Consider the following 23,671-nt stretch of genomic DNA (forward strand, 5'->3'; position numbering starts at 1 on the left):
TTAACTCTAAGGTGATGGGATCTTGATTTACGACAAAGCTCTCAGCCTCTTCAGCCCAAACCAGTTTAAATTTAAATCCAGAAACCCCTACGCTCCGCTGGAAAAGATTGACTTCATGACTTTAGACATTATTGAACTTGATGGCAGAAAATTTGTCCCTGCCGATCAGTTACCTCTCCCAGAATGGGCGGGTGTTTTAAACGATCGTCCGCAGCCTGTGCTAACGCTCAAAGACGATGATATGTTTTTGCTGACCGACACCTTTGGCAACATTGGTGGCTCTGCTGATGATGGTCGCAACAGCAGCATGGGGCTATTTTGCAACGACACCCGCTTTTTAAGCCGTTTAGAATTGCAGATTGATGGACGATCGCCGATTCTCTTAAGCAGCACGGCTGAAAAGGGCTTTGCGCTCTCAGTGCTGTGCACCAACCCGCGTTTAGATGAAAAAGTCTCTGCCGAAAACATTGGCATCAAACGTGAACTGGTGCTCAACGGCGGCTTATTTGAAGAAATCGAGATCTCTAACTACAGCACTGAAGCCGTTAGTTTTGAACTTAGTGTCAGCTTTGATGCCGACTTTATTGATCTGTTTGAGGTGCGAGGGTGCGATCGTCCGCAACGCGGTCAACTTCTCCGGCAATTGCCCCACGATCTCGCCAGCCCCGACCTCGACCCAGAACATCGATCGACTTCACGAGCCTCTGAGGGAGCGCCTGTTGAGCTAGTGCTGGCCTACTTGGGTTTAGACAATGCCCTGCTAGAATCGCGCATTCAATTTCTCCACCATCAGCCTGACTTTCTCAAAGGCTATACGGCGATCTGGCATCTTCAGCTAGAATCTCATGAGACTAAACTTCTCAGCTATCGATTGCAGATGTTGAGCAATGGACGATCGGTGTCAAATGTCGATGCGCCCCGCACCCTCGGTCAAGCAAAAGCGGCAGAGTTTATGGAGGAGCAAGCCTGGCAGCAGCAGGTGACTCAGATTCGCTCAGACAAAAGCACCTTCGACCGAGTTATTGAGCGCTCCGAGCAAGATGTTTATCTACTGCGGCAAACGTTTGGCAAAGGCAAAGCCCTCTCAGCCGGAGTTCCGTGGTTCTCAACGCTGTTTGGTCGTGACTCGATCATTGCGGCTTCTCAAACGCTATTACTCGACCCGCAAATTGCCCGTGAAACGTTGACGATCTTGGCTTATTACCAGGGCAAAGTCGAAGACGAATGGCGCGAAGAACAACCGGGTAAAATTCTGCACGAGATTCGCTTTGGGGAGATGGCGCGTTGTCAAGAAGTTCCCCATACGCCCTATTACGGAACGGTGGATGCGACACCGCTCTGGCTGATGCTCTACGCCGAGTATTTTTCTTGGACTGCCGATTATGAAACCCTCGATCGCCTGTGGGGAAATGCGATCGCCGCGATGGATTGGGTCGATTGCAATCTCAAAGAAACCGGATATCTCAGCTATGCCCGCAAGTCTAAAAGAGGGCTAGACAACCAGGGCTGGAAGGACTCTGGCAACTGCATCGTCAATCGTAAGGGGCAGCTAGCACTGGGGGCGATCACCCTCTGTGAGGTGCAAGGTTATGTCTATGCGGCAAAAGTGCGGTTGAGTCAAATTGCCCGCATGAAAAAGCGCATTGACCTCGCTGATCGCTGGGAGGAAGAAGCCAGAGATCTCAAAATCCGGTTTAACCGAGATTTTTGGATGGATGACCAGGATTTTTGTGCGCTGGCGTTAGATGGAGACGGCAAGCACGTAGACAGCATTACCTCTAATCCGGGGCACTGTCTAAACTTGGGAATCTTCACGCCCGAACGAGCCTATAGTGTCGCCGAGCGGCTGCGCGCTCCAGATATGTTTAATGGCTGGGGCATTCGCACCCTCAGCAAGTCGTCACCTGCTTACAATCCGATGGGTTATCATATCGGGTCGGTGTGGCCGCATGATAATGCGATGATTGCGATCGGGCTGCGTTCTCTCGGTCTGATCGATCAGGCGTTAGAAGTGTGTAAGGGTTTGCTCGATATGACGCGCTACCAGCCTTATCAGCGCCCGCCAGAGTTGTTTTGCGGCTACGATCGCACCGACGATAACGAACCTGTTCAATATCCAGTTGCGTGTTCGCCGCAGGCATGGGCAACGGGCAGCATTTTCCAACTCGTTCACATGATTGTGAATTTAGTCCCCGATGCGCCAGGCAACAATCTGCGAATTATCGATCCAGCGTTGCCTGAGTCGATTAATCGTTTAGGGTTGCGAAATTTGCGAGTCGGCTCGACGCTGTTGGATTTAGAGTTTGAGCGATCGGGTTCTTCAACGGCCTGTCGTGTCTCTAAAAAACGGGGTAACTTGCGAGTGGTGATCGAAGCCTAGATTAAGACGATCGCTGGATCGTGGATTTTTCCAGATTCAGCGTTCAGTCTCATGAACTGCGGACTGCTGCTAAAAAGAACTCGATCGCCACTTCTTTTAACGTGAATTCGACGACTTCGGTACAGTTCATCGCGCCCCCTAAATCCCCCAAGTTTGGGGGACTTCGAGCCAAAATTTCCGGTTCAAAGTCCCCCAGAATGGGGGATTTAGGGGGCAGAAGCCGCTGACAACGAAGCGGAAAAACTCGTCGAACTGACGTTTTGTTAGTCGGCTCCTTCAATGGGAGCAAAGCCCTGCCGCTGGACGTTTTCGGTGACGACGCGAGGCTCTAAAAATTGCAGCAGATAGTCCCGTCCGCCTGCTTTTGAGCCAACCCCTGAGAGCTTAAACCCGCCAAACGGTTGCCGTGCCACGATCGCACCTGTAATACCGCGATTGATATATAAATTGCCGACTTCAAACTCGGCTTGGGCTTGTTGAATGTGAGACGGTGTGCGGGAATATAATCCGCCAGTCAGCCCATAAGGAGTGCCATTGGCGATCGTCAGCGACTCCTCAAATGTTTTGGCTTTGATCACCGCTAAAACCGGACCGAAGATCTCTTCTTGAGCGATTTTGGCATCGGGTGAAACGTCGGCAAAAATCACAGGACTAACGAAGTAACCCGAATCGGGGACGGGCATCTCTAAGGCAATTTCTGCCTCAGTTCGACCTTGCTCAATATAGCTCTGGATGCGGCTTTGAGATTCGCCATCAATCACCGGCCCAATCTGAGTGCTGGGCAATTCTGCGGCACCGATGTTGAGCGATCGGGTCGCCTCAATCAATCGATTTAAGAACGTCTCATAAATCGACTCAAGCACGATGACTCGCGAACACGCCGAGCATTTTTGTCCGCTATAGCCAAATGCCGAATGCACCACGCCCTGAATTGCCTGATCTAAATCAGCGCTTTCATCGACAATAATGGCATTTTTGCCGCCCATCTCAGCGACAACCCGCTTCAGGTGTCTCTGCCCCGGTTGCAAAACGGCAGCCTCAGCATAAATCTGACACCCCACCGCTTGAGAACCCGTAAAGACAATCATGTGAGTGTCGCGATGCTTAACCAGGTGTGCGCCTACCGTTGAGCCGTCTCCGGGCACAAATTGAAACACCCCACGCGGAAATCCAGCGTCAATCAGCACTTCTGCGAGTTTTGCAGCGATCACCGACGAGGTTTCGGCAGGTTTGAGCAGGGCACAATTGCCCGTAACAAGCGCGGCAACTGTCATCCCCAGCGGGATTGCTAGCGGGAAGTTCCAGGGAGAAATGACGACGACGATGCCTTTGGCGTGATAGCGATAGTGATTGGTTTCTCCGGGCAGGTCATAGCGATCGCCAAGATCTAATCGCTCCATCTCGTCGGCATAATAGTTGCAGAAGTCGATCGCTTCTGAGACTTCGCCATCGGCTTCGCGAACGGGTTTGCCAGTTTCTAGCACCATCCAGGCGATCAGATCGTTACGTCTTTGAGTTAGCAGATCCGCCGCCTTGCGAAGCATGGCCGATCGCTGCGCTGCGGGCGTTTTTTGCCACGCCGGAAACGCCGCTTTAGCTGCCGCGATCGCTTGTTCTGCCTGGTCGATGCTGATCATACCAATCTGCCCCACCACCTCGCTAAACTGAGACGGATTCACCGAAGGCAGCTTGTCATCGGTTTCGACAAATTGCCCATCGATATAAGGTAGGTAGGTTTTGCCCAACTGCTGACGCACGGTTTGCAAGGCTTGTTGAAGCTGATCGCGTGACTCTCGATCGGCATAGTCAGTATCGGCAACATTGACGAAGTTTTGATTGAGAATTGCGGACTTTGACTCGGAACTTTGAGGTGCAGCAAGTAATTCTTCGATCGGGCGTTCTTCCAAATCTTGTCGCAAAAACGAACTGTTTGCTGTGTTCTCTAACAATCTGCGAATCAGATAAGACATTCCCGGAATCAAGTCGCCGTAGGGACAGTAGACGCGAACTCGATAGCCTTGATCGACAATGGCTTTGGCTAATTTGTCTCCCATTCCATAGAGGGTTTGAAACTCGATGCGACGTGCAGGAATTTTGAGTGCTTTGGCAATCGCGATCGCGTGTGCTTGAGTGCGAACGTTGTGACTGCCGATCGCGGCATAGAGATGTTCGTAGTTTTCTAATAGCAATCGCGTTAGCGTTTCAAAGTTGGCATCGGTTGCAGATTTTTCGTTATAAACAGGCTGATCCCAATCTTTTTGCGCCGCTTTGATGGTTTCTTGATCCCAATAGGCACCTTTGACTAACCGGATGGTTAACGGAGTGCCGCGCTGTTTTGCCCAAGCGATCAGATCTTGCAAATCTCGCTCACTGTCTCGCAGATAAGCTTGCAGCGTCATGCCAACGTCACTGCGATCGCGAAACTCATCCTCTAATAAAATCTGCTTGAGAATCGTCAGCGTCAAATCTTTATAGGCGTACTGCTCCATGTCAAAGTGAACGGCGGTGCCTAATTCTTTTGCCCGTCGCAGCAACACTCGAATACGTTCACTAACGCGTTCTTGACTACCTTGAGCATCTAACGGGTCAAACTGCGAATAAAACGCCGTCAACTTCACCGAAACCTGAACTTTTGGCAGCGGCTGCCCGTCTGCGAGGTCGATCGCCGGAACCGTTGCCCAATTCTTAGAGGCTTCGGTGAGTTGGGTCATCAGGTCGAGATAGCGATCGAGATAAGATTGCGCCTCGGCTTCGGTGATCACCGCCTCACCCAATAGATCGACGGTGAAGCCCATTTTCTCTTTTCGCAATCGCTCTAGCGTTTTAAGAACTTGCTTCGTACTTTCTCCAGAAATATATTTGTGTGCCAGAGCTTCGACCGCTGTTGAAACCGTTGTAGCAGCAACCTGCCCCGGCATTGAGTCCGCGTTGGCGAAATTGAGCAATCCCTTTAAGGCTGAGGGTAGCTCGACGCTGGCATCGGTGAGATATTCTTGCAAGTGGCGGGCGATCTCAGCTTTGCTGCGGAGAGAAGGCAGACAGTCAATAAAACGAAATAACTGCACTCTCAAGCCAGGATTCTCCATCGTCCAACCTAAGAGTTTGTCATCCCAGCGCATCTGATCGCGCATTTGGGCAAAGAACGATCGAGACTCGCGAGTGGCTCCGAGCAGTTGACGCGCGATCGCTTGGGTTTGAGTTTCATAAATGCGGTCAGATACTTGGGCAACCATAAGTTCCTATCTCAAAAAATTGTCTAGTCAATCAAAAGCTTCTGACTACCATTGTCGCCATAGAACGTCCCTACAGACGGCAACTCTGCAATTTAGCCTCTACAAACCACGATCGTTTGTCAAGCAAATTTAACGCAATGTGCGACTCAGAACTCTCACCCTAGCCCTCTCCTCTGGGAGAGAGAACTAGAAATCGCTTCAAAGCTCCTCTCCCTGGGGAGAGGGGTTTGGGGTGAGGGTTCTTAATCCACATCAGATGGTCTAATCTTCAGGGAATCGATCGCCTCAGATTGGTATTCGAGGCGACAATCCTCAAAACAGAAATTCTCTTAAAGTAACCTGAGTTCGGGATAAGTTACTGCTCCGTTTCAGTTCCCTTCGCCCCCTAAATCCCCCAAACTTGGGGGACTTTGAAGCAGAAAGATCGACCGCGTTCAAGAAATTGTGCCCATTCCAAGTCCCCCATCATGGGGGATTTAGGGGGCGAGACGCTCGGCATTGGACGATCAAACTATCGCAGGCTGCACAGGAGACCAGGTTCAATCGCTAGGCAGGCAATGATTAACCCGAACTGACGTTAAAGTAGTTACTATGATTGTTCTCAGAAGCCAATAGAACTTTAAATGACCGTCCGATCGTCAGGGAATCTGCCCTCCAATCACTGAGGATACGATCGCGATTGTCCTTTGCTTTAAGGTCGTCGAGGTCGCCCTAGTGTGGTGATATACAACACGGCTTCATCTGCGGGGATGCCCAACACTTCGTTTACTTGATCGTCAAAGAAGCCAGCAATGCCACTTACCCCTAAACCGAGATGAATGGCGGCGAGGTTGAGGCGCTGACCCAAATGTCCGGCATCCATGTGCAGGTAGCGGTAAGCTCGATCGCCGTATCGCTTGATCGCCGCTTTTAGATCTGCTGTGTGAAATAAAACTGCACTCGCATCGCGTCCTAAGTCTTGCCCTAAACAGAGATAGTGCAACTCTCGTCGAAAGTTTTTAAAGCGAATTTGCCGTAACTCTTGGGCTTTAGGGGCGTAGTAATAGCAGCCTTCTTCAAGCCCGGTGACTGACGAAACGGCGATAAAGGTTTCGACTAAACTCAAATCAAAATAGTCTGGAGAGCCGTCTAGATCTTGCTCGACGTAATGCTGAGGCTGATAGGTGAAGTCGAGTAAAGCCTTCAATTCATCCAATGTAAGAGCGGCACCATTATATGCACGGGTCGATCGTCGCCGCAAAATTGTCTGCTCAAGATCTATTAGCTGGTCGCCCCACGCGATCGCCTCTGAAACGGTGGACATCTTGAGACAGAAGGGAAAATTGTATTTGTCTTGCTCTTCGGCGGGTGACAGCTTCCAATTTACTTTAGCCGTCGGGTTAAGCAGAATCTGAGTTGTTTGATGAAAATAATCAAGCAGCGCTCCGTCGTCAAGGTCAGGATATTCTCGCTGAGTGCTAGAGGGGAGTGCAGTCTGCGTCAGCGGTAGATTTTGGTTGACTTCTCGCACATCGGCTAAAGGCATCACCGCGATCGTGCCTTCTTGCTGAGAGTCTAAATAAAGCAATTGATTGACCGCTTCATCGGCAAAGCCCCCGATCAGATGAGGACGAAAATCATTGAGAGAACTGGCAAGCTCTAGATTTCCGAGCAGGTGCCCGGTGTCGAGAAAAATTCTGCGGTAAGCGCGGTCTTCATAGCGCCAAAACGATCGATAAAAAACGGCTGAGAGGATGATCGCGAGTTGCGTACCTTCTAGCACTGGGTTCCAAAAACACGCCGATTGCAGCGATGTCCAAACGTCACTTTCCCAAAATTGCAAGAGAGAATGCGTCTTTGCCTGATAGTTGTAGAGTCCGGCGGGTAAGAAGGGTGTGCCGCGAGAGATCAAATAAATTTCAGCCGGATATAGCCCTCCAGCCGAGGGTGCCGCTCTCACATAATGGGGTTCTGCATCGGTCGGAATCATGCCCGTCAGCCCATAGCTGCAAAAGAGCAGTTTTGATAACCGTTGCCACCATTCTGCGGTTGGATCTGGGGGCGGGTTGTTGAGATAGGGCTTGAGATCAAAGGAAACCCCAATTTTGTAATCTTTGAAAGGAACGGGTTGCTGGCTCCAATTGAGAGACTTACTCTTGGCGCGAATCGTCTCTGGGTCATATTTGGTGCGCTCGTGGTAGTGAACGGCGATCGACGCTTTCAAGTCAGACATAGAAATCGAGTCAGGTAGGCTGTGCCTTTGATCTTGACACGGGTTTGAGCTAATTTAACGAGAACCTCGATCGCAATAAAAACTATTTTAGAATCACATGAGAGCATCAATTTTTAATGGAATCAATAAAAACTTAAATCACTATCCTTACCCGTCGGGACGAAGAATAATCATGGGCACTCAAGCCGCTGTCGCAACGAGCCAACCCTTAGCAACCTTAGCGGGATTGGAAATGCTGCGATCGGGCGGCAATGCGATCGATGCGGCGTTAGCAATGGCGATCGCGCTCACGGTCGTCGAACCAACCTCAAACGGCATTGGCTCAGATGCTTTTGCGCTGGTTTGGGATGGTACGCTTCACGGCTTAAATGCGTCGGGCAAAAGTCCGCAAATGATGCTAGACCCCTTGGCTGAATGGTTAGAGATGCCCACTTTGGGCTGGTCAACCGTGACCGTTCCGGGAGCGGTTTCAGCGTGGCAAACCCTCTCAAAACGCTGGGGGAAATTGCCCTTCGATCGCTTGTTTGAGCCTGCGATTCACTATGCGGAGTCGGGGTTTCCGGTTTCTCCTGAGACAGCCCGCGCCTGGAAACGAGCCGAGCGAGTCTATTTGCCGCTCACAGGCGAAGAGTTTCAGCCTTTTCAGCAGGTGTTTTTTCCAGACGGACGGGCACCGAATGCGGGCGAGATTTGGCGGAGTCCTGCTCATGCAGAGACGCTGAGAGCGATCGCCCACAGTCACGGCGAATCTTTTTATCACGGAGAATTGGCGGCAGCGATCGCGCAATTTGCGGCTCAAACTAACGGGCTGATCACTCAAGCAGATTTGGCACTCCATCAAGCCGAGTGGGTTGATCCGATCTCGACCGATTATCGGGGTGTCACCGTCTGGGAAATGCCGCCCAATGGTCAGGGCATCGCGACCTTGATGGCATTGAATATTCTGGAAGGGTTTGATTTATCTAACTATGCGCGCGACTCGGTAGAGAGTTTTCATCTACAAATTGAGGCGATGAAATTAGGGTTTGCCGATGCTCACCAGCACGTATCTGACTCACGATTTATGGAGGTTGAAATCGCTCATTTAGTCAGCAAATCTTATGCGGCAGAGCGGCGGCAAATGATCAGCGATCGGGCACTCGCGATCGCCCCCGCCGGACTTCCCAAAGGAGGCACCGTTTATCTAGCGGCATCCGACAATGACTTAATGGTGTCGTTTATTCAGTCAAACTTTATGGGCTTTGGCAGCGGCATTCTGATTCCAGGAACGGGTATCGCTTTGCAAAACCGCGCTACAGGTTTCTCTTTAGAAACTGGTCATCCTAATCGAATCGCTGCCGGAAAACGCCCCTTCCACACGATTATTCCGGGGTTTCTCAGTCAAGATGGGCACCCGATCGGGCCATTTGGGGTGATGGGCGGCCCGATGCAGCCGCAGGGTCACTTGCAAATGGTGGTCAATCTGGTGGATTACGGCATGAATCCGCAGGCGGCGTTAGATGCTCCTCGCTGGCAGTGGATGGCAGGAAATCGAGTGCTTTTGGAACAAACGGTTCCGCGTGGAGTGGCAGTCGGATTGAGCGATCGTGACCACAAAATTCAACTCAGTGCAGAACCGAGTGCCTTTGGTCGAGGACAAATGATTTTGCGCCAGGGCAAGGTTTTTATGGCTGCCTCAGAGCCGCGCGCCGATGGCATCGCATTAGCCTATTAAAGAAACGTCAGTCTGATGAGTTCTTTCGCTTCGTTCTTCAGCGCTTCAGCCCCCTAAATCCCCCAATTTGGAGGACTTCTAGCCCAGAATTGAGGTTCAAAGTCCCCCAATTTTGGGGGATTTAGGGGGCAACCCGGATTTGCAACCGCAGCGAAAAGCTTCATCGCATTAGCCTATTAAAGAAATGCGGTAGGATTTGGGCAAACCTAGACGATTCTGACTATGAAGCTTCTCAGCAAACGGTTTGTTCGTCGATTAATCGGCAGACAGCAATCTCAAGAATCAACGCCGTCTGCGCCACAGCGAATGTTAGATGAGAAAGGACACGCCAATGTCGTGCGGATGGGCATTGAGCGTTCTCCTTGGGATGATCTCTACTATTTGCTGTTGACTATCTCTTGGTCTCGGTTTTTTGCCCTGACGATGCTGCTTTACGGCGTGGTGAATACGCTGTTCGCGCTGTTTTATCTAGTGGGCGGTGACAATCTTGCCAATGCTCAACCTGGCTCGTTTTGGGACGCATTCTTCTTTAGTGTGCAGACGATGGCTACGATCGGATATGGTGCCATCTCACCCAAAACGTTTTATGGCAACGTGGTTGTGTCGATCGAGGCCATGCTAGGTCTATTAGGCGTAGCTGTGATTACTGGGTTGGCATTTGCCCGCCTCGCTCGACCGACAGCACGAATTTTGTTTAGTCGTGTTGCCATCATTGCCCAATATAACGGGGTGCCAACGCTGATGTTTAGGACGGCCAACCAGCGAGGCAACCAGATTTTAGAAGCTCGACTTTGGGTATTTTTGGTGCGCGATGAAGTTACCGAAGAAGGTCAATCAATCCGGCGCTTTTATGACTTGAGCCTCAGTCGCCAACTGTCTCCAGTCTTTAACTTGACTTGGACTGCAATGCACCCGATCGACGAAAATAGCCCCTTGTATGGTGAAACTCCAGAATCGTTGAGAGACCGTGCAACTGAGATTGTGGTGTCATTAACCGGAATCGATGAAACCGTTGCCCAAACGGTTCACGCTCGCTATTCTTATCTGACTCAAGAGATTTTATGGGACATGCAGTTTGCCGATCTGTTAACTCAAACCTCAGACGGGCGACGCGCGATCGATTTCACTCGGTTTCACGATGTCCTGTAGAGATATTTTGGTTTTAGATGACACACTACTAGTATTGATTCCGTTCACTCTCTACTACAATGGCTAAAGAATTTTCGATCGGATCTAAAGTTCGCGTGGTCTCGCTGCCGCCCTACGTCAAAACGGCTGACCCGATGCCGATGCTGCGTCCGCCCGATGTGATTCACCTCAACGAGGAGGGAATTGTGATCGATCGTCGCCCTGGCGGTTATTGGGGGGTGAAATTTGCGCGCGGTGCGTTTCTATTAGAGGCTGACTATCTCGAACCTGCTTAAGCAACGGGCAGCAAAATCTCAAATTCTGTCCTGGCTTGCACTTCTGTGCGATCGTCAGTCGGGTGGATGCGAGAATAGACTTTAAATTTTCCACCATGCCTAGCCGTGATAATGCGACAACTGGTGATTAAGCTGGTTTCTTTCGCAAAAGGTTGATTGGTCGAAAACGCTTCTGTCAATTGCTGTTGAGTTTCAGCAGACATACCCAGCCCATTGTCAGAAATGCGAATCGAAACCCACCGAGTATCACTCTCTCGTAACGTACATAAATCGGTGACGATCGTAATCCGCGGACGAATTCTAGATTCACGGATTGGCAAGTTTAACTCTGAGCTAAGACGATCGCTCACGGCTTGATTAAGCAAAACGTCGAGCGATCGACTGATAATATTCATAAAAACCTGACTCAGTTGCCCGATAAAACACGGCACAGGCGGCAACTGAGCATAGTGCTTAACAATCTCAATCTCAGTGCTGACACGGCTTTTGAGCAGCAACAATATGCCATCTAGACAATCATGTAAATCCGCAGGCTTGGGATAGACCTCATCAATGTGACAAAAATTTTGCAACCCATTGACGAGTTTAGATAGGCGTTCTGCTCCTGTTTTGATGCTCTTGAGAGTTTTTGGTAGGTCTTCTCTGAGATAGTCGAGTTCGATCGTTTCCTGAATATGGGCAATCTCTTGAGTGCGCTGCGGCAGAGCTTTTTCGTAGGCAGACACCAGCGTTAATAGATTTTGACTATAGTCAGACACGTGGCTGAGATTGCCCCAAATAAAACTTACCGGGTCTAAAATCTCATGCGCCACGCCATTGACTAACCGTCCCAAACTTGCCATCTTTTCGCTTTGCAGCATTTGCAATTGCAGCCGCTCATATCTAACCTGCGTTTCAATGCCTCGAATTTGCCAGTAAGCGATATTGAGAGCGTGAATGTCTAGCAGTTGATAACCCGATGACTGTTGAACCACGATCGGATCTGCCAAACACTCAGGCGATCGCCGTAATGCCTGCGGTGCTGCGCTCAAAATTGAAGTGTTGCTTGCTAACATCAGCCAAGATTTGGGCGCATAGCTCGATAAAACCCGCAAAGGGCGCTTTAGAAATAACTCGATGCCGTGAGGACGCAGCAAATACTCTAGCAATTGCTGCCGCGAAATCATCCCGACAAATTGCCCTTGCTCAACCAAAATCACCCCCGGCACGAGAGGATGGCGCTCAAAAACTTGCGCGACTTCAATGCCTAAGCAACTTAGTTCTGCCTGAAACTGATAGAGAGGCAGTGCTTGCAGGGTAGATTCAAGATTTAATGCCTCGCCCCCTTCAGAGAGTATGGGCAGCATCAGATTGAGATGAAAATCATCGGCGGCTTCAGAAAACACAGAGGCACTCGTCCAGCTTGCGATCGTCTATGGCAATCTTATTTCAGTTGTCAGAGTGGGACAGGCTTCCAGCTTGTACGGGCAAGATGCCCATCCCACCATTCACTTAGGATTGCTATAGACCTACACTGCCCAAATTTGTCGATGGTTGCTCAAAATTCGGACGTTAGACTTTAGACTGAAACAGGTTTCAGAACTGACTCTCGACCCCTGACCCTTGACCCTGAATGAAATTACTCCTCTTCTTACTACAATCTTCTCGCGGCAGGATGGCGATCGCCATTTTTACAGGCTTCGTCAGCGGGGCGAGTAGTGCGGCTCTGATTGCGCTAGCGAGCCGCGCGCTGGGGTCAGGTGGAGATATCGGCTCGATCGCGAGCATTTTTATCCTGCTGGCAGTCGTCTCGCTGGTCACTAGCGTAGTTTCGCAGGTGGTGCTGGTGCAACTGTCACAAGATGCCGTCTTTAACTTGCGGTTAGTCTTGAGTCGGCAAATTCTCTCTTCAGAGTTGAGCCATTTAGAACAGTTGGGCAACGCTCGAATTTTGGCAACCCTGACTGAAGACGTAAATGCGGTTGCCAATGCAGTCGCGCTCTTTCCCTATTTATGTATCGATTTAGCCACGATCGTGGGTTCTTTTGCTTATATCCTTTGGCTATCGTGGCAAGGGTTTCTCATGGTGATGGGGCTGTTTGTGTTAGCCATGGTCACGACTCAGTTGTTGCTAAGACGCGGCTATCAATTTCTAAAGCTGGCTCGTGAAGATCAAGATCAACTGTTCAAACACTTTCGCACGATTACTGACGGCATTAAGGAGCTAAAGCTGCACTACGATCGCCGCCAAACCTTCTTATCAGATGATTTAGAAGTCGCCTCTGCCAGCTATCGTCGTCACAATGTCAATGCGTTGATTTTGTTAGCGATGACGAGCAGTTTGGGGCGACTGATCTTTTTCTTTGCGATCGGGTTTGTCTTATTTGCGCTGCCTCAAATCTTGGCAGTGCCGCTGCAAACGCTTTCTGGTTACGTCTTGATCTTTACTTACACCACGTTGCCCTTAGAGAAGCTGGTCGCAAAGCTGCCTGTGCTGGGTCAAGCCAGTGTCTCTCTGCAAAAGATTGATCTTTTGGGGTTGGCGCTTCGCAGCAAAGCCGAGGTGAATACGTTGCCTGTCGCGGTTGACCCTGACTGGCAGCGCTTAGAGTTGCGGGGCATCACTCACCACTATGAGCGACCGGGAGAAGAGAGCAGCTTCGTTTTAGGCCCGATCGATCTGGCTTTCCGTCCTGGAGAATTGGTGTTTATTGTTGGAGGTAACGGCAGTGGCAAGTCTACGTTATCCAAACTGATAACGGGGCTTTACGTTCCTGATCAGGGTGAAATCTGGCTAGACGGACAGCGAATCACCTCAGAAAATCGAGAGTGGTATCGACAACATTTTTCTGCGATTTATGCCGATTTTTATTTGTTTGATCGGCTTCTGGGCATCAACAATCCCAACCTTGATAATCAGGCGCAGGCTTATCTCAAGCAGTTGCACCTTGATCACAAAGTCACCATCAGCAACGGCAGACTTTCGACGATCGAGCTTTCTCAAGGGCAGCGCAAACGGTTAAGTCTTCTGACTGCTTATTTAGAAGACCGACCGATTTATCTATTTGATGAATGGGCATCGGATCAAGATCCGACGTTTCGAGAGCTTTTCTACACTGAGTTTTTGCCGAAATTAAAGCGTCAGGGAAAAACCATTTTTGTGATCAGTCACGATGATCATTATTTTCACGTTGCCGATCGCATGATCAAACTCGATTATGGAACGATCGAATATGACAAATCGGTGGGCGATCTTTAGAAAGTGTTTGTAAATATAAATGAAGGAGTAGTCCAGGGAGCGAATAGATCAGCGATACCTAAAAGAATCGACTATTTCTCAGTTGAGACCCTGAGTGAGCCTTATTACGACAGCGACTTAACCGCCCCAGAATGGCAGCAGATAGCGCCATTACTGCCGCCTGAAAAGCCCGTGGGCAACCTCCGAGAGGTCGATTTACGAAAAGTGTTAAACGCCATTTTTATCGGGCTGACAAGGGCACAAAATGGCGCAACCTGGGTATCGCGTAGCGGCATCTGATTGACATAGCGATAGCGATAAATCTCTTTCGTGCGCTTGTTCCAGTGTTGGGTTTCTAGGGTCTTGACTTCGCCGTTGGCTTCCAAGTAGCCGAGCCAGTCATAGAACGCAACATGAGACTCCGGCAAGCAAGTAAAGATAAAACTGAGTTGATGCGCCAAGCAGTGTTCACACATCGGTTGATGAGTGTAGAGGTCGTCTCCGAGGAACGTCACTGGCTGGAGGGTGCGTTGAGCCGCATAAGTGCTGATCCACCGTTTGGCTGCTGCCACTTCACAATCTTGCTTCTCGTGACCGTCTTGAGGCGTGACCAATTCCGGGGCTAATGCCATCACCTGCCGTTGGGTCGGTGACACAATCACGGGCAAAATGGCGCGATGAAAGTAAGTGACGCTGCTATTCTTGTGAGTCCGACTCGAACAGCACTCACAGTGAATCTTCTGCGACTTGAAATACTCTGTGCCATCGAATGCGACCAACAGATGTCCATTCCAATGCTGATCAGGCTGCAACCACCCCGCCTCAAAGCCGCATACACCTTGAAAAACACCTCGAACAATCCGACTGCTTCCACTTCATCCAATAGAGTGCGGATTTGAGGTGAACTCGGTATTGCTCCCAATCCAAACAGACTTTGAGCGTTGTCCTTGCCCCGCCGACTTTGCATCTGCCGCTGATGTTCCAAAAACGATTCGCATTGTATGAAGAACACCGAAAAGGCTCCCAGAATCACATCGCTCAAACCCTAGCGCGTCGCATTACTCGCTTGGCGCGGGTCTGGGATCTTACTCACCGCTTGGGAAAGATCGACTCTAATCACCAGGCTGCTTCTCAATCTTGAATGTTTATGAAGAAAAGTAACGGAGGAATTCTCGTCAAAAAACATAGGACGAACCGCCACTTTACGATCGTCCTATGTTTTTCGACTAAGCGAACCCCTCTAACCGTCAGATGCGCCTGCCGAGATCAGCCAAACAACGAACTTTGCATCCCGGCTGAAACCTGCACTGACATCAACGCACTTCTAAGCAATTGCAGCGCCAAGATCGCCAGAATTGCAGAGAAGTCAAGCCCGCCGAGGGGGGGGATGAACGATCGAAAAATGTTGAGGTAAGGATCGGTCAGTTGGCTCAAAATCGAGAAGGGAGGATTAAGCCAGTCAATATTGGGAAACCAACTGAGCAAGATCCGAATAAACAAAAGCACCAGATAGATGCCGACAAAGCCGCTAATAGTGCTGATGAGCAGTTGCAAAGGATTCATAGATTTGCAGATTCCTTGGTGAGGTCTAGGGGTTTTTATGTTTTGCAGATGATTTAAGCGATCTTCGCCCGATCGCGATCACTCTCACGAAGCATTCTAGCGCTATGGCTCTTCGGTGAATGATCGTTCTCGAGCGATCTCGGTTGCCCGCCCGTTAACGCTGCCTAGCTGTTGGCGCACATCGTCGATCGAGTCGTTAAGTTGAGCGATCTTATCTTCTAGGCTCCGCCGAGCTATTTCGATATCTTGCTCAGTCGAGCCATGAATCGATCGCTTTTTGGTTTTGTTATTTTTGCCGTCTTCGGACTTTAACAAAGGGTCTTCGGTCGTGCCTTCTAGTCGTTGAGCCGTCAGCAGAGAGCCTAGCACGCCCCCAATGACACCGCCCACGATCGCGCCTAAAACAAAGCCACCCGAAAAGTTATCTTGTTGACTCATCACTCATATTGCTCATTTCAATCAACTGAGTCTCACCTATAGTTTAACGCCGTTCGACCTAAACGATAACTCTAGTTTTAGGTTCCAAACGTACGATCGCCTGCATCTCCTAACCCTGGCACGATGAAGCCTTTTTCATTGAGGCCTTCATCGATCGCGGCCGTGTAAATATTTAAACCGGGATAAGCCGTACTCAACTTTTGCAGCGCTGGAGGAGCCGCCACCACTGACACAATTCTCACGAGGGCTGGGTTAACGCCTCGCTGCGTCAATTCTTTCATGGCGGCGATCGTCGTTCCTCCAGTCGCCAGCATCGGGTCGGTGATCAGCACATGGGTTTGCGAGTCGATCTGGTCAGGAAGCCGATTGAGATAACAACTTGCCTCTAAAGTTTCCTCGTTTCTCACTAGCCCTAGATGATAGATAGACGCTAAGGGAAGAATGCCTTGGGCGCCGTCTAGAAGCCCAAGCCCAGCGCGGAGAATGGGCACCACGACGATCGGCACCTCTGGGTTAATAAACGTCGCCGGACAAGGTGACAGCGGAGTCTCTACCGTAGTCTCGACAGTAGGGAGCCACTCACGAATGGCTTCATAGGTGAGCCAGCGCCCCAACTCGGTCATAGCACTGCGAAATAGGGCGGAAGGCGTGGCGGCATCGCGGGCTACGCCCAGCCAGTGCTTGATCAGGGGATGGGGTGGAACGTAAACACGCAGTTGAAGAGTCATAAGCGATCGAGGGAAGCCGTCCGGTCAAAAGGTTGACTCATCATACTCTGTTCCTGTTTTTGTTTGAGATGATTTCGTTGTTTTGTAGGTAAAAAAATACCGTTGAATCTGACGAGAACGATCGTCCTGAAAATTTGTTGAGATTATTTGCAATAGTGTTGACAATAATTCTCAATAAATTTATAGTGTTTTACAGTGTTCTCCTCTCTAGAGGAATCGGTTTTAGCCCAACTTAAGAGATGATTCTTGAGCTGGGCTATTCTTTTCTTCTACTTGCTGACCCGCGATCGGAATAGTGCCACCTTTTTGATAGCCCAGTCGCACCAAACTAGCTTGACTTTGACTACTAACAGGTGCAAGAGCAGTTGTAGAACCGGATGGAGCACCTGCGGTTTTAGTTTGCGAACAGCTAACTAGGGCAGAACTGAGAAACCATCCGATCGCTAGAATGAAACCTGTCTGTTTAGTCGATCGCCCCGTTGTTCTAGTTGTGATTCATGTAGAACTGGCTCAATTGAGCGCTCTTTGTTTTCAAGATTTGCGAGTGCCGATTGCGGTTGCAACTGTGGCTCCTACGATAATTAATGCTGCGAGTTGAAACGTGCCTTGAAAGCCTGCCACGAGCGCGGCTTTGGGTGCGGCGTTAACGATATCGGTTCTGGGGGCAACGCTGGCGCTGATTGCTGCAACCACGGCTCCCATCAGGGGCACTCCGACCGTCACGCCAGAAGTTCGGGATAGTGAACAGGAGAAAACAGCTTAATGATTAGTTTAGAAACGCGCTCTAAAGTTATGCATCTACACAAGTGATATGGCTCCCTGCGATCGTCGCATGCCAATCTGCATAGGGCGTATTTTTGACGAGCTTACGATTAAAGTCAGGTGCGCCATCAGTCCACCAAACGGCACCTCGTTCACCGAGCGCAACTTTGGCGGTGTTGACCTGTTCACGGGCGGTTTTTAGAGCAAGTTCATCTTCACTGTTTAGGGCGTGTCGGACGGCTCGGCGGGCGTTCATCAGATCTTTGACGAGGCTCGATCGTTCTTCCGGGTCTAACCCAGGATTAGAACATCGCCACAGCCGCCCCTTGACCACAAAATATCGCTCATCAGGAGTTGTGGGATAGTGCATGAGTCTAAATTCTAAGGTGAGGAAAGATTTTCGCAGGTTTCTCCGGATTGCATCTCTCCTTTGAGGAATAGAGGAATGGTAGATGCACCCTGATTATTCACCCCCGCTTCACGGCTGGGGTTTTTTGTTTTTAAAGCGAATTGGACGACTTCGTTACCAGTCCATCGCGCTCCCTCAATGGGTAGGGACGATTCATGGTCGATAGAGAAAATCTAGAAGTATTGAACTTCCGTTGAACGGCTGATCAGCCGTGAACGAGTTAATCAGGCTTACAGCTTTTCTCTCATGACCTTGAATTGACCCTACCCAGAATGGGGGATTTAGGGGGCAGAAGCCGCTGACAACGAAGCGAAAAAACTCGTCGAACTGACGTTAGGAAAAAGTTGCCCATCGCCCGATCGGTTGGCATAAAAGACAAAAAAGGGCAAACTCGAAAGCTTGCCCTCAACACATCACAAGGAATTTTGCAGAAACTGACGTTAGACCTTCGCGTCTTTGACCAATTTGCCCCAACCGAGATCTTTAAGTGAGTTGTTGCGACGCAACGGACGAGTCACCAACTCTAAAACGTCACGAGCATTGGTAAAGCCGTGAATTTGAGCAAAAGTAAACTCGACCGACCATTTGGTATTGATGCCACGCGCTTCTAGCGGGTTAGCGTGAGCCATGCCCGTGATCACGAGATCAATATCCTGGGCATAAATGCGCTGAATCTGGTTGTAGTTGTCGGGCTTCTCGACGATCGTCGGAGTCGGAACGCCCATCTCTCGACAAGTCTTCTCTAGCAGTGCCAGTTCGGCGGCTTGATAGCGCTTGTCCATATAGGGAATGCCGATTTCGGGGCAGGTCATGCCGCAGCGAATCAGGAATCGCGCCAGCGAGATTTCGAGCAGGTTGTCGCCCATAAAAAAGACCGACTTGCCGCGAATCAGTTTCACATACTCTTCGAGGCTTTCCCAGATTTGCGCTTCTCGTTCGGCGAGTCCTTTTGGCTCAACGCCGAGAGCAGAGCAGATTTTCTCGATCCAAGCGCGAGTGCCATCGGGCCCGATCGGAAACGGTGCCCCAATCAGCTTGGTTTTACGACGACGCATCAAAGTCGTGGCGGTTCTCGATAGAAAGGGATTCACACCCGACACAAAATAGCCTTCTTCGATCACAGGCAATTCGGTATAGCGTTTTGAAGGCAGCCACCCAGACACTTTAATGCCCTGCTTTTTCAATTCCAGCGTCAGTTGAGTCACCACTGGGTCAGGCAGCGAACCAAACATTACCAACGGTGTGTGCTTGGCGTATTCGGATTCCGTGACGGCAACGTCTTCTTTTTTGCGTCCAAAGTTCAGCAGTTTAGAGATTGAGTTGCGCTCTTCTTTCTCAACTTCGCCCACGGGCTTATCGGGGCAGCGTTGCACCATTGCCGCCAAAACGGTGTCTTCGCCTTGCGTAAATGCGTAATCTAAACCATTGGCGCGAGCGGTGACGATCGGAATTCCCAACTCAGCTTCTAGCTTGGGTGCCAGCCCTTCCAAGTCCATTTTGATGATCTCGGTGGTGCAGGTGCCAATCCAGACAATCACGCTGGGGTTACGATCGCGTTTAATTTGCGTACACAGCCGCTTCAGTTCTTCATAGTCGTTGAGTTGAGCAGAGATATCGCCTTCTTCGAGTTCTGCCATTGCATAGCGGGGTTCGGCGAAGATCATCACACCCATTGCGTTTTGCAGAAAATAGCCACAGGTTTTGGTGCCAATGACGAGAAAGAAGCTATCTTCAATTTTTTGGTAGAGCCACGCGACGCAGCTAATTGGGCAAAACGTATGATAGTTGCCCGTTTCGCACTCAAAATTTAGCGCTTGAGGTTGAGTATCGGCAATCATGGATGAATAATCCTCTCAAAAATCGATGATTAGAAGAAACGCGATCGAGACGCATTATGTCAGACAAAAAATCATTTTCGACCTGACCCGCCGCAGTCTTCGTCTCGCTTGGCGTAGACGCGGCTGACAGGTTCAGAGCCAGGAATCACTTTAGCCCTAGCAGGCAATAGTTTGGCTTCGTTGATGATGGCATTGCCTTTATCCATCGAGTCGAGGGCGCGATCGGGGTTAAAGTTTAGCCCTAGCGCCATCACAATGCGATCGGGATTGCTGTTGAGATCCACCACCAAAGGCAGAAAGGCAGTCAGTTCTGGCTCTAAAACAGAAAGCGTTGCCAAAATAAAGCTGGAAGAGGGTCGTCTTTGCCCATTGCAGTTGACCCAGACAGCCAGACGAGCTAACCAAGGGCGGTTGTCTCGATAATAGACAAGCCATTTGTCTTTAAGAGATTGGCGGAGTTGCTCGATATTCACAAATCACCTGAGAGAGTTTTGAGGGTTGAATTTTGAGTTCTCAGCTATTCTCTAACAACTCAGAACTCAAACCTCGAAACTCAATGCTCTCTTTAGACCATCATCAGATCAACTTTTTCGCCTTCGGCTTTGGGAGGGGTTGGGTTGAGATAGAAATCAGACAACAGCGAGAACAACTCACGATCGGGCGAGTCGTTAGGCACCACCCCTTCGGGATTGGCCAGAATCTGATCCGCGATGTTGAGATAGTAATCGCAAACGTAGTTCAGCGACGGGTCAGACTCTGCCATCTCAAACAGAGTTTTGCCTTTGACACGAGAGACACGAATGTCTTCAATTAAAGGCAGCACTTCAAGCACAGGCATCGGCACTGTATCAATATATTTATCGATCAGGTCACGTTTAGAGGTGCGGTTGCCGATCAAACCTGCCAGACGTAACGGATGAGTCCGAGCTTTTTCGCGCACGGAGGCAGCGATGCGGTTGGCGGCAAACAGTGCGTCAAAGCCGTTGTCAGTGACGATTAGGCAATAGTCGGCATAGTTAAGCGGGGCAGCAAAGCCACCGCACACCACGTCGCCCAACACGTCAAATAAAATCACGTCATATTCGTCGAAAGCGTTTAACTCTTTAAGCAGTTTGACGGTTTCGCCCACAACATAGCCGCCACAGCCTGCCCCAGCCGGAGGCCCGCCTGCTTCTACGCAGTCAACGCCGCCATAGCCTTTGTAGATTACATCTTCGGGCCAGACATCTTCGTAGTGATAGTCTTTTTCTTGCAGCGTATCGATGATCGTCGGAATCAGGAAGCCCGTGAGGGTAAAAGTGCTGTCGTGCTTGGGATCGCAGCCAATTTGCAGAACTTTTTTGCCGCGCCGTGCTAAGGCAACCGAAATATTGCAACTGGTGGTCGATTTGCCGATGCCACCTTTTCCGTAAACTGCGAGTTTCACTAGTTGTTTCTCCTAATCTCTGCTCAAAAGGGGTGAGTGGGAGCTTAAAACAGGCGATCAGCCTTGATTTTTATGACTGCTAAGGGGTGTCAGCCTTTCTTCTCTCGTCTCTGAATGCATTATTGACGATGTTGCGGACGATTGGAAGAGGCATTTTAAGTAAAGAGGGCACTAAAAAAGAGCTAGAGAGTCCTAAAATTAGCCTAAACTCCTTCAAGCTCTCAGAATCGTTATCAGTTCCAAATCTAAACATATTTAGAGTTTTATGTGCCGATTTATATAAAAATAAGAACAATAGACAAAAAAGTGGGGAGCCTAAGTTTGAGCAAACCATCTTGCTTCGCGCCTCACGCAGCTTACCGATCGGACTCAATTTGCTCAAATTCTCGATCGAACTGGTTTAAAAGCGGTGGATTCTCGCGATTAACCACCGTTGACTCTGCATTTACTCGCCTTTTGGGATCAGAGGGATGAGAGGCGATCGAGCTACCCAACATTTTTATTAAGAATGGTGAAACTTTTGGGCTGCTACCCATTTCAAAAACAATTGCGATGGGTTGAACGATCGCGGTAGAGATCCGACAGGTCGGGTCTCTAGAAAAAAGAAAAGGCACCTCGAAAGGTGCCTGATAGCGATCGTGAAAACTGTTGTCTATTGAGCAGGTTTCACGCGGCGTTGGCTTTTATATTGCTGCATTTGGCTGCGTTGCTCAGGAGTCAACACACTCTCCATCTGACTGCGAGAGCTTTCTCTGATTTGCTTGATTCTGGCTTTTTGATCATCGCTCAAATTGAGAGACTTCCAGCCCTGACCTCGCTTCATGCCTTGACCGCGATCGGCTTGCAGTTTTGCTCGTTGTTCAGAGGTGAGCACCCCTTCAATCTGCTGACGCACGCTGTCACGAATCGTCTTGAGTCTAGCTTTTTGGTCGGCGGTCAAATTCAGCCGATTTTGCATTCTCTGACCCGCTCTCGGTGCGGTCGGTGCAGAAGACTGAGCGTGAGCGGTTAAAACAGGAGCAGCCGAGATGAATAGCGCGATCGCACCGGGTAGGAGCAGAAAAAGTTTGTTCTTCATAGAGATTGAGTGTCCTAAAACGTCAACAAGCCAATCGAGTGATTGCTTCATGACATTAGACGCTGGCTCGATCGAGAAGGTTCAAACCATACTTTTATTTTCCACAGATAGCGCCATTACTGCCGCCTGAAAAGCCCGTGGGCAACCTCCGAGAGGTCGATTTACTTTTTATCGGGCTGACAAGGGCACAAAATGGCGCAACCTGGGCAGCGATTTTCCGGCTTGGCAGACGGTCTATGGCTACTTTCGCCTGTGGGTCAGGTTAGGCGTTTGGGAGCAGAGGAATGCAGCTTTAGTGCCACAAGTGCGGGTTCGGGAAGGGCGAGAGTCCCAACCGCGCTTAGGGATCATCGATAGTCAGTCCGTCAAACTCGGACCAAAAGGGGGAAGAACACGGGGTTGATGGACCCAAAAAGGTGAAAGGGTGCAAGCACCATCTTGTTGTAGAGGGATTGGGACTCGTGTTGGGCGGTTATGTCACTGCTGCGAATACCGCCGATGTCAAGGCGGCTCCTGCGGTTTTGGTCTGGGTGTGGGAGCAGTTTGAACGGATTGCTAAAGTGCTGGCAGACCAAGGAGATCGGGAAGTCTTAAGCGCATTAATCACCCGCTACTTTGCCGAGCCAGAGCGACAAGTGAGCGTTGAGATGAGTCAGCGTCCAACTGAGACCAAAGGTTGCCAGGTCGAACCCAAACGATGGATTGTTGAGCGGACTTGGACTTGGTTGGAGAATGCCCAAATCCTGACTCGCGTTTCTCGACAAACCTAATTAAGCTCTTGCCCCTGTAAATAATTCAAAGCTGCGATCGCAAGCAAACCGAGTAGGGCGTACACAATGTTTGCTGCAAGCATGATGGGGTATGGATCTTTCTTTGACTTGCTGTAAATAGTAGATTCAAAATATATAAATCTGATATGAAAACCTCGTTTTAGAAAACAAAGCAAAGTCTCTAAAGGGTGCGGTGAAAAAGCCGATGCAACAGCCGGGGAAAGCGACCTCATGCCCATCTAGCAGGGATAAGTCGCTTCTTTTTTAACGTCAGTTCGACAGAAATGGTTTGCTCCGAACAGCTTTGCTGAGCCGAAGGCAGTGTGAATTCGGGAGAGCTACCTACATCCCCCAATTTTGGGACTTCAAGCCAAAAATTCCAATTCAAAGTCCCTCAGAATGGCAGGGCTGATCCATTAATCAAAGAAAATAGATACTAGAGAAATCCCCTAGCTTGAACTCCAAGCTTTATGAGCCTA

Annotated in this window: 21 protein-coding genes and 1 pseudogene; 7 read left to right on the forward strand and 15 right to left on the reverse strand. The window is 49.9% G+C overall.

The genetic code is table 11. The features are described 5' to 3' along the window. Positions 1 to 115: 115 nt before the first annotated feature. The gene (locus tag C7B65_RS22265) at positions 116 to 2,380 is read left to right on the forward strand and encodes an amylo-alpha-1,6-glucosidase (RefSeq protein WP_073074648.1); all 2,265 of its coding nucleotides are present in this window, start codon (positions 116 to 118) and stop codon (positions 2,378 to 2,380) included. Between the two features lie 49 nt (positions 2,381 to 2,429). Here C7B65_RS22265 and C7B65_RS29390 read toward each other — a convergent pair whose 3' ends face one another. The 3 genes from C7B65_RS29390 to C7B65_RS22280 all read right to left on the reverse strand — a co-directional run bounded on the left by C7B65_RS29390 (position 2,430) and on the right by C7B65_RS22280 (position 7,825). Beyond that, positions 2,430 to 2,552, reverse strand: coding sequence for a hypothetical protein (locus C7B65_RS29390; RefSeq protein ID WP_262983567.1), 123 nt, complete (start codon positions 2,550 to 2,552; stop codon positions 2,430 to 2,432). Between the two features lie 91 nt (positions 2,553 to 2,643). Then, on the reverse strand, positions 2,644 to 5,613 hold the full coding sequence (gene pruA, locus C7B65_RS22275; RefSeq protein ID WP_073074646.1) for an L-glutamate gamma-semialdehyde dehydrogenase: 2,970 nt from the start codon (positions 5,611 to 5,613) through the stop codon (positions 2,644 to 2,646). Positions 5,614 to 6,304: 691 nt separating this feature from the next. Then, on the reverse strand, positions 6,305 to 7,825 hold the full coding sequence (locus C7B65_RS22280; RefSeq protein ID WP_073074645.1) for a SagB/ThcOx family dehydrogenase: 1,521 nt from the start codon (positions 7,823 to 7,825) through the stop codon (positions 6,305 to 6,307). 172 nt (positions 7,826 to 7,997) lie between these two features. Here C7B65_RS22280 and C7B65_RS22285 point away from each other — a divergent pair, with 172 nt between their 5' ends. From C7B65_RS22285 to sipA, 3 genes are all read left to right on the forward strand, one after another. Next, on the forward strand, positions 7,998 to 9,539 hold the full coding sequence (locus C7B65_RS22285) for a gamma-glutamyltransferase family protein (RefSeq protein WP_083583183.1): 1,542 nt from the start codon (positions 7,998 to 8,000) through the stop codon (positions 9,537 to 9,539). 222 nt (positions 9,540 to 9,761) lie between these two features. Beyond that, positions 9,762 to 10,688, forward strand: coding sequence for an ion channel (locus C7B65_RS22290; RefSeq protein WP_083583181.1), 927 nt, complete (start codon positions 9,762 to 9,764; stop codon positions 10,686 to 10,688). 59 nt (positions 10,689 to 10,747) lie between these two features. Next, complete coding sequence (sipA, locus tag C7B65_RS22295) at positions 10,748 to 10,963, forward strand: regulatory protein SipA (RefSeq protein ID WP_073074643.1); 216 nt, start codon at positions 10,748 to 10,750, stop codon at positions 10,961 to 10,963. On the opposite strand, the gene C7B65_RS22300 is transcribed toward sipA, so the two are convergent. Further along, complete coding sequence (locus tag C7B65_RS22300; protein WP_223257477.1) at positions 10,960 to 12,348, reverse strand: sensor histidine kinase; 1,389 nt, start codon at positions 12,346 to 12,348, stop codon at positions 10,960 to 10,962. The genes sipA and C7B65_RS22300 overlap by 4 nt on opposite strands. 227 nt (positions 12,349 to 12,575) lie before the next feature. On the opposite strand from C7B65_RS22300, the gene C7B65_RS22305 reads away from it, so the two are divergent. Next, entirely contained in the window at positions 12,576 to 14,201 is a 1,626-nt protein-coding gene (locus C7B65_RS22305; RefSeq protein ID WP_073074642.1) for a cyclic peptide export ABC transporter, read from the forward strand. Between the two features lie 104 nt (positions 14,202 to 14,305). Here C7B65_RS22305 and C7B65_RS28075 read toward each other — a convergent pair whose 3' ends face one another. The 11 genes from C7B65_RS28075 to C7B65_RS22365 form a co-directional block, all read right to left on the reverse strand. Next, positions 14,306 to 14,992: a hypothetical protein gene (locus C7B65_RS28075; RefSeq protein ID WP_181314475.1), complete on the reverse strand. Its 687-nt coding sequence runs from the start codon at positions 14,990 to 14,992 to the stop codon at positions 14,306 to 14,308. A 454-nt stretch (positions 14,993 to 15,446) separates the two neighbouring features. Next, positions 15,447 to 15,743 carry a YggT family protein gene (locus C7B65_RS22320; RefSeq protein ID WP_073074640.1) on the reverse strand — a complete coding sequence of 99 codons (297 nt, stop codon included), beginning with the start codon at positions 15,741 to 15,743 and terminating at the stop codon, positions 15,447 to 15,449. A gap of 102 nt (positions 15,744 to 15,845) precedes the next feature. Further along, the gene (locus tag C7B65_RS22325) at positions 15,846 to 16,181 is read right to left on the reverse strand and encodes a ssl2009 family thylakoid membrane protein (protein ID WP_073074639.1); all 336 of its coding nucleotides are present in this window, start codon (positions 16,179 to 16,181) and stop codon (positions 15,846 to 15,848) included. 77 nt (positions 16,182 to 16,258) lie between these two features. Further along, entirely contained in the window at positions 16,259 to 16,909 is a 651-nt protein-coding gene (gene upp / locus C7B65_RS22330) for a uracil phosphoribosyltransferase (RefSeq protein WP_073074638.1), read from the reverse strand. A 531-nt stretch (positions 16,910 to 17,440) separates the two neighbouring features. After that, positions 17,441 to 17,632 carry a hypothetical protein gene (locus tag C7B65_RS22335; protein WP_106254134.1) on the reverse strand — a complete coding sequence of 64 codons (192 nt, stop codon included), beginning with the start codon at positions 17,630 to 17,632 and terminating at the stop codon, positions 17,441 to 17,443. A gap of 67 nt (positions 17,633 to 17,699) precedes the next feature. Continuing rightward, complete coding sequence (locus C7B65_RS22340; protein WP_073074637.1) at positions 17,700 to 18,041, reverse strand: hypothetical protein; 342 nt, start codon at positions 18,039 to 18,041, stop codon at positions 17,700 to 17,702. 479 nt (positions 18,042 to 18,520) lie between these two features. Next, the gene (locus C7B65_RS22345) at positions 18,521 to 19,918 is read right to left on the reverse strand and encodes a ferredoxin:protochlorophyllide reductase (ATP-dependent) subunit N (protein ID WP_073074636.1); all 1,398 of its coding nucleotides are present in this window, start codon (positions 19,916 to 19,918) and stop codon (positions 18,521 to 18,523) included. Between the two features lie 71 nt (positions 19,919 to 19,989). Next, complete coding sequence (locus tag C7B65_RS22350) at positions 19,990 to 20,391, reverse strand: DUF5331 domain-containing protein (protein WP_073074635.1); 402 nt, start codon at positions 20,389 to 20,391, stop codon at positions 19,990 to 19,992. A 92-nt stretch (positions 20,392 to 20,483) separates the two neighbouring features. Then, positions 20,484 to 21,344 carry a ferredoxin:protochlorophyllide reductase (ATP-dependent) iron-sulfur ATP-binding protein gene (gene bchL, locus C7B65_RS22355; RefSeq protein WP_073074634.1) on the reverse strand — a complete coding sequence of 287 codons (861 nt, stop codon included), beginning with the start codon at positions 21,342 to 21,344 and terminating at the stop codon, positions 20,484 to 20,486. 356 nt (positions 21,345 to 21,700) lie between these two features. After that, a complete protein-coding gene (locus C7B65_RS27480; RefSeq protein WP_143162106.1) occupies positions 21,701 to 21,958 on the reverse strand; it encodes a hypothetical protein in 258 nt (85 codons plus the stop codon). A gap of 38 nt (positions 21,959 to 21,996) precedes the next feature. Continuing rightward, on the reverse strand, positions 21,997 to 22,422 hold the full coding sequence (locus C7B65_RS22365; protein WP_073074659.1) for a Spy/CpxP family protein refolding chaperone: 426 nt from the start codon (positions 22,420 to 22,422) through the stop codon (positions 21,997 to 21,999). A gap of 178 nt (positions 22,423 to 22,600) precedes the next feature. Between C7B65_RS22365 and C7B65_RS29695 the strand changes: the two are divergent. Together C7B65_RS29695 and C7B65_RS22375 are read left to right on the forward strand one after the other, a co-directional pair. Then, a pseudogene (locus C7B65_RS29695) lies at positions 22,601 to 22,825 on the forward strand (transposase); the annotation flags it as partial. Then, positions 22,776 to 23,192, forward strand: coding sequence for a transposase (locus C7B65_RS22375; RefSeq protein ID WP_146135840.1), 417 nt, complete (start codon positions 22,776 to 22,778; stop codon positions 23,190 to 23,192). The pseudogene C7B65_RS29695 and the gene C7B65_RS22375, both read left to right, overlap by 50 nt. The last annotated feature ends 479 nt before the right edge of the window (positions 23,193 to 23,671 follow it).

It is taken from the genome of Phormidesmis priestleyi ULC007, from assembly GCF_003003695.1.
Lineage (GTDB): Bacteria > Cyanobacteriota > Cyanobacteriia > Leptolyngbyales > Leptolyngbyaceae > Phormidesmis_A > Phormidesmis_A priestleyi_A.